The organism is Antrihabitans stalagmiti (assembly GCF_016482825.1).
Classification (GTDB): domain Bacteria; phylum Actinomycetota; class Actinomycetes; order Mycobacteriales; family Mycobacteriaceae; genus Antrihabitans; species Antrihabitans stalagmiti.
This window is the reverse complement of the sequence record NZ_JAEMNV010000001.1, coordinates 390638-403898: the sequence shown is the minus strand read 5'-3', so window position 1 is coordinate 403898 and position 13261 is coordinate 390638. Positions and strand designations below refer to the sequence as shown.

The window sequence follows — 13261 nt, the reverse complement described above, 5'->3', positions numbered from 1 at the left end:
CAGGCTAGCGTCCTCTGGCCTACATACTCGCGATGAGCCGCTCGACCCGCTCGTCGACCGATCGGAACGGGTCTTTGCACAGCACGGTGCGCTGCGCTTGGTCGTTGAGCTTGAGGTGCACCCAGTCGACGGTGAAGTCGCGACCGGCCTCCTGAGCGGCGGTGATGAAATCACCACGCAGCTTCGCGCGTGTCGTCTGCGGCGGTGTGTTGACCGCGTCGTCGACCTGATCGTCTTCGGTGACCCGCTTCGCCAGACCTTTACGCTGCAGGAGGTCGAAGACGCCGCGGCCACGCTTGATGTCGTGGTAGGCGAGGTCGAGCTGCGCAATCTTGGGATCGGACAACTCCATGCTGTAGCGATCCTGGTAGCGCTGAAACAGCTTTCGCTTGATCACCCAGTCGACTTCGGTATCGACCTTCGCAAAATCCTGCGCCTCGACGGCGTCGAGGGTCCGCTCCCACAGGTCCATGACCTGGTCGATCTGCGGGTCGGCGTCGCGCGTACGGACGTGCTCGACCGCGCGGGCGAAGTACTCGCGCTGAATATCGAGCGCACTCGCCTGACGGCCGCCCGCGAGCCGTACCGGTCGCCGACCTGTCAGGTCGTGGCTGACCTCGCGGATCGCGCGAATCGGGTTGTCGAGAGCGAAGTCTCGGAAGGACACGCCTGCCTCGATCATCTCGAGCACCAGCGCTGCGGTACCGACCTTGAGCATCGTCGTCGTCTCGGACATGTTCGAGTCGCCGACTATGACGTGCAGGCGGCGATACTTTTCCGCGTCGGCGTGTGGTTCGTCGCGTGTGTTGATGATGGGCCGGGATCGGGTGGTGGCAGAGGAAACGCCTTCCCAGATGTGTTCGGCGCGCTGTGACAGGCAGAACGTCGCCGCCTTCGGCGTCTGCAGCACCTTGCCTGCACCACAGATCAGCTGGCGAGTGACAAGGAACGGCAGCAGCACATCGGAGATGCGCGAGAACTCACCAGCACGGACCACGAGGAAGTTCTCGTGGCAGCCGTAGGAGTTGCCTGCCGAATCGGTGTTGTTCTTGAACAGGTAGATGTCGCCGCCGATACCTTCTTCGGCGAGGCGTTGCTCGGCATCGATGAGCAGCTCTTCGAGGACGCGCTCGCCCGCACGGTCGTGGGTCACCAGTTGGACGAGACTGTCGCATTCCGCGGTCGCGTATTCGGGGTGACTGCCGACGTCGAGATACAGCCGAGCGCCATTGCGTAGGAACACATTGGAACTGCGTCCCCACGAGACGACACGCCGGAACAGGTACCGGGCAACCTCGTCCGGACTCAGCCGGCGATGGCCGTGAAAGGTGCACGTGACCCCGAACTCGGTCTCGATGCCCATGATTCGTCGCTGCACAGTTCGACAGTACAACCACGACACCCTCTCTACCCGGAACAACCAGCGGAACCGGCGCCGACGCCCACACCGAGCTATGCCTAGGCTGGGGCGAGTGAAGCACTCCGCGTCGACCCTGCTGGACTCCCTCGATCGCCGACTTTTGGCCCGAAGTGCACATATTCGGCCGACAGGTGTCGACCGATCACTGCTCATCGCAAGCAAACTCGCCAACCACAGTGTGTTGTGGATGGGCGTTGCAGCAGGGCTCGCTGCAACAGGCGGCACGAACAGACGAGCGGCCGTTCGCGGAGCCCTCGCGGTCGCTGGCGCGAGCGCGCTCGCGAACGGTGTTGCCAAACCGGTCTTTCCGCGCCGCCGCCCACCGCCGGACTCGGTCCCGTTCGTGCGCCGTCTCGTCCGCCGACCCGAGTCCTCGTCGTTTCCGTCGGGGCACGCCGCGACGGCCGCCGCATTCGCTACCGCGGTCGCCATCGAATCTCCCAAAGCAGGCTTGGTCGTGGCCCCCGTTGCAGCAGCTGTCGCCTATTCGCGGGTGCACATCGGGGTCCACTGGCCTTCCGACGTCGTCGTCGGCGCGGCGCTCGGGGTTGGCGTCGCCCTCGCGACGCGACGGTGGTGGGCAGTCCGAATCGAGGAACCGGCATCGATCGGGGGGAGCGTCGAGGTCGCGGCGCTACCGCAAGGGCGAGGACTCGTGGTTCTGCTCAACGCCGGTGCCGGATCCGACGACGACTCGTTGACAACCGAGCTGCGAGAACGTCTGCCGGCCGCCACTTTCGTCGAGCTCGATACCGAACGAGACATCATCGAGCAGATCCACGCCGGGATCGACAGCACCGACGCCGAAGCACTCGGCATCGTCGGCGGCGACGGATCGGTGCTCGCGGCGGCAGGCATCGCCATCGAGCGCGGCCTGCCGCTTGCCGTGTTCCCCGGCGGAACCCTCAATCATTTCGCTCGCGACGTCGGAGTCACCGACGTCGCTGCGACGACGGAAGCATTGGAGGCGGGTTCTGCGGTGCTGATCGATATCGCAGAGGTCCACGTCGACGGTCACACCGCCGAACTGTTTCTCAACACCTCCAGCCTCGGCGGCTACCCGGACTCCGTCCGGCTCCGCGAGAAATGGGCACCGCGGTTCGGCAAATGGCCCGCCGCGGCTGTGGCAATGGTCCGGGTTCTCGCGTCGGCACAACCCCTCTACGCCCGCATCGACGGCACCGAACACGCGATCTGGATGTTGTTCGTCGGGAACGGCCGATACTCCCCCGTCGACAAGGTGCCCATGTCTCGCCCCGACCTGCACAAGGGCGCCCTCGACGTCCGCTACATTCGTGCCGACACGCGGCTCTCCAGGCTGCGGCTTGTTGTCGACGCTTTGGCCGGAACCCTCGGCAACTCGAAAGTGTATGTCCAGCAGTTCGTTTCGAAAATCGATATCGAAATCGACGGCGCCGAGGTCGCACTCGCCACAGACGGCGAAGTGCCCCGGGCCGGTCGCACATTTCGTTTCGCGAGTCGGCCGGGGGCACTCCGGGTATATCGAACGCCCTAGGTCGGGTCGGCTGGACCTGCGTCGGTCGTGTCGGCCTTGTCGGGCGCGGGCTCGGCTTTTTCCGGCTCGGCAGGCTCGGGTGCAGCAACGCCGCCGAGCAGAGCCTCCAACGCGGACCCGGTGATACGACGGAACGCACGACGCGGGCGCGCTTGGTCGAGTACCGCCACCTCGAGCGCGGCGACGCCGATCGGCTTCTTCTCCTTGTCGGCACCTTCGGGCACACCGGCCTGCAGTGCTGCGACAGCGACAGCGATACCCGCCTCGAGCGACAGTCCAGGCTTGTACGAACTCTTCAACGCGGTCGCGATGGGTTCGGTGGTGCCACCCATCACGATGAACTCCCGTTCGTCGCCGATGGAACCGTCGTAGGTGATCCGATACAGCTGCGGCGGCTTCGGATCGTCGGGATACCCAACCTCGGCGACGCAGATCTCGACCTCGTACGGTTTCAGCTGATCGGTGAAGATCGTCCCGAGCGTCTGCGCATACGCATTGGCAAGAGTCCGGCCGGTCACGTCACGCCTGTCGTAGGCGTAGCCGCGAGTATCGGCGTGCACGATGCCTGCTTTGCGCAGATTCTCGAATTCGTTGTACTTACCGACGGCGGCGAAACCGAGACGGTCGTACAGTTCGCTGACCTTGTGCAACGCCGTCGACGGGTTTTCGGCGACGAACAGCACGCCGTCTGCGTACGTCAGCACGACGACACTTCGACCGCGACCGATTCCTTTGCGCGCCAACTCGGACCGGTCGCGCATGATCTGCTCGGCAGATGCGTAGTACGGCATCGTCATCGCGGCGCACCTCCCTGTTCGGTTCGGTCGGCAACGACGGCGCGAGCAATCTCCTCCGTACGCGTGGCCGGTACTTCGACCGCACCGTCGACGGTGATGGTCACTGCCGACGGGTAGATACGCCGAGCGAGATCGGGTCCGCCTGTGGCCGAATCGTCGTCGGCCGCGTCGTAGAGCGACTCGATGGCGATGCGCAACGCCTCGGCCTCGTCGAGGCCATCGCGGTACAGCTTCTTGATCGCCGATTTCGCGAACAGCGAGCCGGACCCGACAGCGTGATAGCCGGAGCGTTCTTCGCTACGTCCACCGACGACGTCGTAGGACACGATGCGGCCGGCTTTCGCCGGGTCCGCCGCTGCGGTGTCGTAGCCGACGAGCAGCGGGATCGCTGCGAGGCCCTGCATGGCTGCAGGCAGATTGCCGCGAACCATGCCGGACAGCTTGCTTGCCTTGCCGTCGAACGTCAGCGAGATGCCTTCGATCTTCTCGTAGTGCTCGAGTTCGACCGCGAACAGCCGGACCAACTCGATGGCAATGCCTGCAGTGCCTGCAATGCCCGCCGCGGAGTACTCGTCGGTGACGTACAGCTTCTGAATGTCCTTGTTGGCGATCAGGTTGCCCTGGGTCGCCCTCCGATCGCCCGCGAGCAGGACACCGCCGGCATAGGTGAGAGCGACGATCGTCGTGCCGTGCGGCGCGAAGTCGGCCCCAACCATGACGTCACCACTCCGTGCTTCGAATCGGTTGCCCGGCAACAGTTCCGGCGCGTGCAGACGCAAGTGCTCCGAGAACGACGACAGGTTCGATCCGAAATGCAGCGCGAGCGGCCCCTCCGCCGGTGGAAAACCAGTTCTGTCCGGGGTCACTGGCCGCCCTTCTGGACATAGGCGCGAACGAAGTCTTCGGCGTTCTCCTCGAGCACGTCGTCGATCTCGTCGAGCAGGTCGTCTGTTTCCTCGGCAAGCTTCTCGCGACGTTCCTGGCCTGCGGCACCGTCACCGGCTGGACCTTCGTCCTCGTCGCCGCCACCGGTGCGCTTGGTTTGTTCCTGCGCCATAGCAGCCGACCTCCTCGTATGCAGTGCATTCGAACGGGATTCGAATGCGTGTCTCCCGTGAACCTTCTCGGACCTTAACCCTACCGATCGCTACCGTCATGTTGGGGTAAAGCTCGGGTTCACCGCTAGGTTGCGTCGACTAGGTGGTGAGTTGATCGACCAGCTCTGCGGCGGTGTTGACCGAATCGAGCAACTTGCCGACGTGCGCCTTGCTGCCACGCAACGGTTCGAGGGTCGGAATGCGGACCAGCGAATCGCCGCCGAGATCGAAGATCACCGAATCCCAGCTTGCTGCGGCGATATCGGCACCGAACCTGCGCAGGCATTCGCCACGGAAGTAGGCGCGCGTATCGAGCGGCGGCCGCGTCATCGCTTCGAGCACCTGAGCCTCGGTGGTCAAACGCAACATCGAGCCTCGTGCGACGAGACGGTTGTAGAGACCCTTGTCCAGCCGGACGTCGGAGTACTGCAGGTCGACGAGGTGCAGCTTGGGGGCCGCCCAGCCGAGACCTTCGCGATTTCGGATGCCCTCGAGCAGACGTAGTTTGGCCGGCCAATCGAGGATGTTCGCGCACTCCATCGGGTCGCGCTCGAGCAGGTCGAGAACCATGGCCCACTTTTCGAGGATGTCGTTCGCCCTCGCATCGTCGGGGCTGTGCGATGCGACGAACTTCGAACACCGCTCGAGGTAGATCCGTTGCAGCGCAAGCCCGGTCAGTTCGCGTCCGTCGGCGAGCGCGACGACGGCCCGCAGCGTCGGATCGTGGCTGATCGTGTGGACCGCCGTCACCGGACGCGCCAGCTGCAGATCGGAGAGGTCGACACCCGCTTCGATGAGGTCGAGCACGAGAGCGGTCGTACCGACCTTCAGGTACGTCGACATCTCGGCAAGGTTGGCGTCGCCGATGATGACGTGCAGGCGGCGGTACTTGTCCGCATCGGCGTGCGGCTCGTCGCGGGTGTTGATGATGCCGCGCTTGAGGGTCGTTTCCAGGCCGACCTCGACCTCGATGTAGTCGGAGCGCTGTGACAGCTGGAAGCCGGCTTCGTCGCCGGACTGCCCGATGCCGACCCGGCCCGAACCGCAGATCACCTGCCGGGACGCGAAGAACGGCGACAACCCGACGATTATCGAATTGAACGGCGTGTTCCGGCTCATCAGATAGTTCTCGTGCGTGCCGTACGACGCGCCCTTGCCGTCGACGTTGTTCTTGTACAGCTGCAAGCGTGGCGTTCCCGGCACGCTGGACGCGTAGCGCGCCGCGGCCTCCATCACGCGCTCCCCCGCTTTGTCCCAGATCACGGCGTCGAGCGCGTCGGTGACCTCGGGTGCGGAGTACTCGGGATGGGCGTGATCGACGTACAGGCGAGCACCGTTGGTCAGGATCATGTTGGCAGCACCGACTTCGTCGGCATCGATCACCGGGGCTGGTCCGCTGAGCCGACCGAGATCGAATCCACGAGCATCCCGAAGCGGCGATTCCACCTCGTAGTCCCACCGCGTTCGCTTGGCCCGTGGCACACCCTCTGCCGCCGCGTATGCCAGTACTGCCTGCGTCGACGTGAGAATCGGATTCGCCGAGGCCTCGGTAGGCGACGAGATGCCGTACTCGACCTCGATTCCGATGATTCGCTGCATGCGTCCGAGCCTATGCGACCTCCTCCGAGGATCGTCCGTCCGCTCGTACTTTCGGACGATGTGCGTGCAAGCGCCGCCGACCAGGCTGAGGGTATGGACCGAATCCGATCACTCGACGTACTGCGCGGTATCGCGATCCTCGGCACGCTCGCGACCAACATCTGGATCTTCACCAACCCTGAAGGTTTGGTCGGCTACATCAGTCGGTCGGATCCGCTCGACGGTGGGTGGCAGTGGGTGGAGAAGGTCATGCAGCAACTGGCGCAGGGCAAATTCCTCGGTCTGCTGACGATCATGTTCGGCATCGGACTCGCGATCCAACAGCAATCCGCGCTGCGTCGAGGTAGGCCGTGGCCAGGTCTGTACCCGTGGCGAGCACTCCTGCTGTTCATCGACGGCATCGTTCATTTCGTACTTGTCGTCGAGTTCGACGTCCTGACCGGCTACGCGGTGACAGGCCTTGTCGTCGCCTTCGTCCTCGCGACATCCGAACGCGCGCAACGCCGTTGGATGTGGACGGCGGCTGCGATACATCTCGCTCTGCTGACGCTGATCACCCTCGCGCTTGCCTTCGCCGCCGAGCCCGAGACCGCACCTGCGCCCCTCGACCCCAATCCGTACGCGGACGGCTCGTGGTTGGATCTCGTCGTGTTTCGGCTCGACAACGTCGTGCTGTTTCGTTTCGAGCCGGTGTTCGTATTCGCGATGTCGATCGCGCTCTTCCTTGCGGGTGCGCGGTTGTACCGGGCAGGTGTGCTCGGGCCACAGGGCCACCGCATTCGCGTTCGGCTGATGCTCGCAGGTGCAATCGCGTGGCCGATCGACATGGCGCTCGGCGTGGCCGGCGGCGATACGGGCGTCATCGCCGCCCGCTACGGCACCGCAGCGATCGTGGCGTTCGGTCTGCTCGGGCTCATCGCAGAGTTCTACGTTCGCCGCACCGTGGGGGCGGTCGGTAGACGCCTGTCCGAGGTCGGTCGGATGGCGTTGAGCAGCTACGTCCTGCAGAACATCGTTGCGTCGATCATCTGCTACGGCTGGGGATTCCGGCTCGCCGATCGGGTGTCCGGCACTGCACGAATACCGTTCACGCTCGCCGTGTATGTCGTGGTCGCGGCGGTTGTGACGGTCTTCGCGCACGTCTGGCTCATGCGCTACGACAAAGGACCGGTGGAGTGGCTGTGGCATGCGAGCTACCTGAGAATCGTTTCGAAGACTGCAGCGAACGATGCGACGATGGCAACCATGACGTCGAAACCTGCGGACGAAGTGGTCGCCGTGTACGACAGCGAACGCAACGTGATCGGAGAGGCACCGAGATCGGTCGTCTACGCCGACGGGCTCTGGCACGCGACCTCGGGGGTGCTTGTTCGGTCCTGCGATGGTGAGCGGATCTACGTGCACCGCCGGACGGACACCAAGTCGATTTTCCCAGGGATGCACGACTGCCTCGCCGGCGGCGTCGTCGACCCCGGCGAAACCATCGAAAGCGCCGCGATCCGCGAACTCGAAGAGGAACTCGGGATCGCGACGACGTCACTTCGACCACTGACAGACCTGTCATGGGACGGCACCTGGCACGGTAAACCGATGCGCTGCCACATGTTTGCGTTCGAGATTGCCAGTGACGGACCGTTCCGACATCAAGCCAGCGAGATCGTCGACGGCTGGTGGTGGACCGACGCCGAGCTACGCGAGCACCTCGCCGATCCGACGTGGCCGTTCGTCCCCGACACCCGACTGCTGGTACCTGGGATGTTGCGTTCCTTGGCGTAGCGCGAGAACGCGTGGACAGTGGTGTCATGAAGTTCGGAGCGGCGAAGTCCGGAGCCGCGACGCCCGCGCAGACCGACCGCGGTTCGCCGGTGGGGCGTCGAGTCGTTCTCGGTCTGCTGGCTGCGGGGGTCGCCGGTGTCCTCGGCGGCAACGAGATTCAGAACGGACTCGCCCGTGTGCTCGGCCCACTCGGCAATCACGATCCGACCGGACTGATCGGTTTGATCCCTGTCGGCAACACCTTCAGGTTCTATTCCGTCACCCGCGGAGCGCCCCGCCGCGACGCGACCAACTACCGCCTCACCCTCAGCGGGCTTGTCGACAAACCTCGTAGCTTCACCCTCGACGATCTGCGATCGATGCCGCAAACCACTCTGGTGCGCGATTTTCAGTGCGTCACCGGCTGGCGGGTTCCCGAGGTGCGGTGGAGCGGAGTACGACTCGCCGACCTCATCGACGCAGTCGCTCCGCGGACCACCGCAACCGCGGTTCGATTCACTTCTTTCGACGGGACCTACACCGAGAGCCTCACGCTCGAACAAGCCCGACGCGACGATGTCCTCGTCGCACTCGAAATGATCGACGGACCCGTCACCCACGATCACGGCGGCCCGGTTCGGCTCTACGTCGCACCGATGTACGGCTACAAGAGCCTGAAGTGGCTCGACGGTATCGAACTGACCAGCGAAGTAGTACCCGGTTATTGGGAAGAACGCGGGTACTGGATCGACGCGTGGGTCGGCGAATCGAACGGACGCGACGATGACCCGACCTGAGCTCACCGACAGCGAAGCGGACGGCGCGATGGTCGAGGTTCATCGCTTCAGCCGGGCCGAACGCTGGGTCCACGCGACGACGGGCGTGCTCGTCGCGGTCTGCATCGTGACTGCCGCGATTCTCTACAACGGTTCCCTTGCTGTGCTCGTCGGCAACCGTCACGTTGTCGAAATCGTGCACGTCTATTGCGGTTTCGCGCTGCCGGTCCCATTGCTCGCCGGACTCGCATCCGTCGCATACCGGACCGACCTGAGCCGCCTCAACCGGTTCACCCGTGCCGACTGGCAATGGTTGCGGTCGAAGACTCGGCGGGTCAACGCGACCGGTGTCGGCAAGTTCAACGCCGGGCAGAAGGTCAATGCCGCACTGAGCGCGGGCTCGATCCTCGTGCTGTTCGGCACCGGCATCGTCATGTTCTTCCCCGACTGGACCCGGTTGGTATGGCGAACCGGTGCGACGTTCGTGCACGATTGGTTCGCGCTGGCGTTCGGACTACTTGTCGTCGGCCACCTCTTCTACGCGTTCAACGACACCACGGCCATGCGGGGGATGCGAACCGGCTGGGTGCCACGCTGGTGGGCGGAGCGCGAACACGAGGTATGGGCCGCGGAAGTACGTGCCGGATCGGGCGACGACGAGCATTCGGGTAGCAAACCGGCACCGTAGGGTGCCTATTGTTCGAGTGTCGCTGCGGCCACGCTGGACGGGACCAGCACGGTTGTCCCACTCAGCGATTCGGAGTCACACATGGCCCGCAGGACCGCTTCAGCGGCAATATTTTTGGGGTTTGCGATCGCAGTTGCTCCGGCATTCGTCCCGATCGCGAGTGCAGCTGCGGCACCGAGCGTCGGCATCCAGCAATCCCCGCAGGGCCCGAACGGCCCGGCCAAAGGTCCGGACCGACCGCTCAGCCCAGACGCTCTGCGCTATCACTTCGTATCGGCCAACGACAATCCAGCCTGTATCGAGATCGCAGCGGAAGCGAATCGTCTGCTGTCGCAAGGGTTGGCAAGCGCCGCAGCCGATGTGGCCAGAAGTAAGGGCGACGACTGCCCGACCGTCACGGTGCGGGGCTAGCCATCCGGCGGGGCTAGGCCGCCGTCGCGAGTTCGGTGTCGCGGCGGCGTTTCTCGAGGTCCCAGTTGCGGAGCAGGACGTCGGTGGCGAAGCTGGCATCGAGCGGTTCACCGGACCAATCAGCAGTGACAGCATCGGGATCGATGTGGTGGTAGCGGCGACTGAGGTCGTCGACGTCGCCGGACAGCAGTGGCGCGTAGTCGATTCTGCGTCCGTCGAGGTCTGCGAAGGTGAAGCGCTGATTGCCGTCGGCAGTAATGGTGAACAGCCCGTCGTGCAACGCGCGGTGATGCTCACCGCAGAGCAGGGTCAGATTGTCGAGATCGGTCGGACCACCCCGCGAATAGTAGACAACGTGATGCGCATGCAGAAACCTCGTGCGGCCACAGCCCGGAACCGTGCAGCACCGATCCCGGATCAGCAACTGCCGCAGCAGGGTTCGACTCGGCCGACGTCGAGACCTGTCCCAGGCGATGGTCGGTCCGAGACGGCCGTGACGGATCAGCCGCACCGCCGCAGTGCACAACACTGTTTCCAGAGTCTGCGAGTCGAGACCGGGTCCGTCGTCGAGATGAGCATGCGGAGCGTCCAGTGGTGCCCCGTCCGGACCGACATGGACCAACACATCCGCGGCCGGCGACACGACCGGAGACTCGGCGGTGCACAGAGTCTCGGCCATCGCCACCATCGCCGGAACCGGATTCGAGGGTGCCGGTGCAGTCCGGTCCGGCTCGTCGTCGTCGGTGCGGGTCCGTTCACACTCCGCGCGGGTGAGGGCGGCGAGGAATCGGGCACCGTCCTCGGGACGGAATCGGGCCATCACCACCAGGTAGCCGTCGTCGTCGTAGAACCACCGCCCACGAGCGCGGTCGGTGTCGGTGTTGTTGTTGGTGTCATCCGGGGTGCGGGCTTGTTTGACGAGGCCGCGGACGAGTCGATCCAGATGTGCCGCAGGTGACTGCAGAGCGATACGCAGCAACGATTCTTCGGTGTGCGGTGTCGCAACACGGGTGAGGGCACGGACTTTGGAATAGGACACCCTGCCTTCGGCAAATGCCTGCGCGATGCGTGGCAGCTCGGTGACGGCGTTCGCGACGCGGACCTGTTCACGGGCGGTGTGCAGGCTGATACCGGCTTTCCAGGACAGCCAGTGGGCTGCGGAGTGTAGTTGCCAGCCGGCCCAGCCGCGGCGGGCGTCGAATTCGGCGAGCAGGGTCAGGAATCGTGCGGTGGCGGCGGCGATCTGCCCGGCGAGAGAACAGATTTCGGTTTCGATCTCTTCGATCGGCCGTTCCGCCGGGTGGTTTGTCGGTGGTTGTGCTGTGGTGTTCATCGAATCTCCCCGTTTCGATAGAACTGATGCTCGACAAACCTACCGCGGGGCACCGACAGAAACTGATCGCCGACACGTCCCCGCGGGGACGCCCGGACCCGGGCATCGAACAGACACCGACCAGCTCCGCGATCAGGCCAAGGCCGACGCGAACACCAGGCTCGTCGATACCCGAACGCCCGACCCACCGACGGAACGGATCGCCGAAACGTCCCCGCGGGGACGCCTGAACCGGGTCCGACGTCCCCGCGGGGACGTCCCGATCCCGTCGCCACCGCAACCTGTCGGACCGCATCGCTAGCGTGGATTCATGAGCACATTGTCGATGAGTTCAGATGAACGCGAAGAGTTTCTTGCCGGTGTCCACATCGGCGTTCTGGCCGTTGGACGGGCAGGCGACGCACCATTGACCACGCCGGTCTGGTACCGCTACGACGACGGCATTGTCGAGATCGCGACAGCAGCGAGTACCAAAAAGGTTGCACTACTGCGCGAGTCGCCCGAGGCAAGTCTTTGTGTGCAGCGGGAGGAGTACCCGCCCGCGTACGTGACGGTCGAGGGGGCGGTGAGCATCGAGTCATTACCGGCCGGGGTGGTCACCGACATCGCGGCGCGCTATCTCGGCGCGAACGGCGCCGCCCAGTACGCGGAAACCGCCGAGGACGACACGCTGCTCCGCCTGCAGGTCCATACCTGGCGATCGGTCGATTTCGCCAAGCTCGGCGGCTGACCTCCCATTCGTCCAAGCGTTCCCGAACCGGCAAAGTGGACACTGGGGGCATGACACAGCAGACGACCGACGGTCACGCCGAGTTGCTGACGCTTCTCGAGGACTGGGATGCCGCGCTCGTCGCCAACGATGCCGAGCGCATCGCTGAATTCGCCACCGCAGATTGGTCGTTCGTCTCGCAGGACGGACTTGTGCCGGGCCGCCAGTTTCTGGAGTCGGTCGCGAACGGAACCGTTTCACACGACACGATGAGCAGCGAGGTGGTGTCAGTTCGCGAGTTCGGCGACGTCGCGGTAGTTGTCGCTCGGGTGACAAATACCGGCTACTTCCAGGGCGAGCGGTTCGAGAACGACGAGTGGACGTCGGATGTCTTCGTTCGTAGCGACGGTCGATGGCGGTGCGAACTGACCCACCTGACTACCGCCCGACAAGGCGTTGCCTGAGGGCTGGCCGACTCCTACCCGCCCGGAGTGAAGCTGCCGACCCAGTTCGCAAACGCGCCGGGATTACGCGTCTGCAGCAGTACTCGTCCGGGTCCGACGAAGTCGAACACGAACCCTTCGCCGGATTTCATCGACTGAATCGAACGACCCTGCACTGCCCTGCGCATCGAGAACGACATCGACAGGTCGTATGCGACAACATGTCCGGTGTCGATCGTGACCGCATCCCCTGCGGCGAGATCGAACACGTCGATCGCGCCGAAGACTCCGAGAACCACGTCACCCTGGCCGTGTGCGCGCAGGCCGAAACCACCTTCACCACCGAAGAGGTTGGCCATGCCACCCCACTTGCTTTCGATCTGCACACCATGCGAGCTGGCCAGCCAGCCGCCGCGGTTGATGAAGTAGGGCCGGTCAGCGGTAACCGGCAGCGCGAAGGCGTCGCCGGGCAGCACGGAAGCGACGTCGACCCAACCGCCGTTGTCCGGCGCGGTGTAGGTGGTGATGTAAAACGACTCTCCCGCAAGCACTTTGCGTTTGAGACCGGCTACCAGACCACCTTCGGCTTTTGCTTCGAGACGAATGCCTGCAGAGTGGGCGACCATTGCGCCGCTCTCGACACGAACGGGTTCGCCCGGTGCAAGAAAGCACCGGGCGACCGTCGATGATGGGTTGTGGCGGAGTTGTACCTGCACG

14 protein-coding genes and 1 pseudogene are annotated in these 13261 nt (G+C 64.5%); 8 read left to right on the top strand and 7 right to left on the bottom strand.

Annotated elements, in window-relative coordinates; translation table 11 throughout:
* Positions 1-19 precede the first annotated feature (19 nt).
* Positions 20-1378, bottom strand: coding sequence for a Pup--protein ligase (gene pafA / locus JGU71_RS01920; protein ID WP_199701424.1), 1359 nt, complete (start codon positions 1376-1378; stop codon positions 20-22).
* 76 nt (positions 1379-1454) lie between these two features.
* Between pafA and JGU71_RS01915 the strand changes: the two genes are divergently transcribed.
* Entirely contained in the window at positions 1455-2936 is a 1482-nt protein-coding gene (locus tag JGU71_RS01915; RefSeq protein ID WP_199701421.1) for a bifunctional phosphatase PAP2/diacylglycerol kinase family protein, read from the top strand.
* Here JGU71_RS01915 and prcA read toward each other — a convergent pair.
* The 4 genes from prcA to dop form a co-directional block, all read right to left on the bottom strand.
* A complete protein-coding gene (gene prcA, locus JGU71_RS01910) occupies positions 2933-3733 on the bottom strand; it encodes a proteasome subunit alpha (RefSeq protein ID WP_199701416.1) in 801 nt (266 codons plus the stop codon). The two genes, JGU71_RS01915 and prcA, sit on opposite strands and share 4 nt — an antisense overlap.
* Positions 3730-4599, bottom strand: coding sequence for a proteasome subunit beta (gene prcB / locus JGU71_RS01905; protein WP_307829454.1), 870 nt, complete (start codon positions 4597-4599; stop codon positions 3730-3732). The genes prcA and prcB overlap by 4 nt, the downstream gene beginning before the upstream one ends.
* Complete coding sequence (locus JGU71_RS01900) at positions 4596-4790, bottom strand: ubiquitin-like protein Pup (protein ID WP_199701412.1); 195 nt, start codon at positions 4788-4790, stop codon at positions 4596-4598. The genes prcB and JGU71_RS01900 overlap by 4 nt, the downstream gene beginning before the upstream one ends.
* 139 nt (positions 4791-4929) lie before the next feature.
* Complete coding sequence (dop, locus tag JGU71_RS01895; protein ID WP_199701410.1) at positions 4930-6429, bottom strand: depupylase/deamidase Dop; 1500 nt, start codon at positions 6427-6429, stop codon at positions 4930-4932.
* Positions 6430-6522: 93 nt separating this feature from the next.
* On the opposite strand from dop, the pseudogene JGU71_RS01890 reads away from it, so the two are divergent.
* From JGU71_RS01890 to JGU71_RS01870, 5 genes and pseudogenes are all read left to right on the top strand, one after another.
* Positions 6523-7644 (top strand): annotated as a pseudogene (locus tag JGU71_RS01890) (DUF418 domain-containing protein); the annotation flags it as partial.
* 21 nt (positions 7645-7665) lie between these two features.
* Complete coding sequence (locus JGU71_RS01885; RefSeq protein WP_372433093.1) at positions 7666-8205, top strand: NUDIX hydrolase; 540 nt, start codon at positions 7666-7668, stop codon at positions 8203-8205.
* Positions 8206-8231: 26 nt separating this feature from the next.
* Positions 8232-8981, top strand: coding sequence for a molybdopterin-dependent oxidoreductase (locus JGU71_RS01880; protein WP_199701403.1), 750 nt, complete (start codon positions 8232-8234; stop codon positions 8979-8981).
* Positions 8968-9648, top strand: coding sequence for a cytochrome b/b6 domain-containing protein (locus tag JGU71_RS01875; RefSeq protein ID WP_233528566.1), 681 nt, complete (start codon positions 8968-8970; stop codon positions 9646-9648). The genes JGU71_RS01880 and JGU71_RS01875 overlap by 14 nt, the downstream gene beginning before the upstream one ends.
* An 81-nt stretch (positions 9649-9729) precedes the next feature.
* The gene (locus tag JGU71_RS01870) at positions 9730-10059 is read left to right on the top strand and encodes a hypothetical protein (protein ID WP_199701400.1); all 330 of its coding nucleotides are present in this window, start codon (positions 9730-9732) and stop codon (positions 10057-10059) included.
* A 13-nt stretch (positions 10060-10072) separates the two neighbouring features.
* Here JGU71_RS01870 and JGU71_RS01865 read toward each other — a convergent pair whose 3' ends face one another.
* Positions 10073-11392 (bottom strand): HNH endonuclease signature motif containing protein, encoded by a 1320-nt coding sequence (locus JGU71_RS01865; RefSeq protein ID WP_199701398.1) that lies wholly within the window; start codon positions 11390-11392, stop codon positions 10073-10075.
* A gap of 310 nt (positions 11393-11702) precedes the next feature.
* Here JGU71_RS01865 and JGU71_RS01860 point away from each other — a divergent pair, with 310 nt between their 5' ends.
* Positions 11703-12122 carry a pyridoxamine 5'-phosphate oxidase family protein gene (locus tag JGU71_RS01860; RefSeq protein ID WP_199701397.1) on the top strand — a complete coding sequence of 140 codons (420 nt, stop codon included), beginning with the start codon at positions 11703-11705 and terminating at the stop codon, positions 12120-12122.
* Between the two features lie 50 nt (positions 12123-12172).
* Positions 12173-12565: a nuclear transport factor 2 family protein gene (locus tag JGU71_RS01855; RefSeq protein WP_199701394.1), complete on the top strand. Its 393-nt coding sequence runs from the start codon at positions 12173-12175 to the stop codon at positions 12563-12565.
* Between the two features lie 14 nt (positions 12566-12579).
* Here JGU71_RS01855 and JGU71_RS01850 read toward each other — a convergent pair whose 3' ends face one another.
* Entirely contained in the window at positions 12580-13260 is a 681-nt protein-coding gene (locus JGU71_RS01850) for a TIGR00266 family protein (protein ID WP_199701393.1), read from the bottom strand.
* Position 13261: the final 1 nt, after the last annotated feature.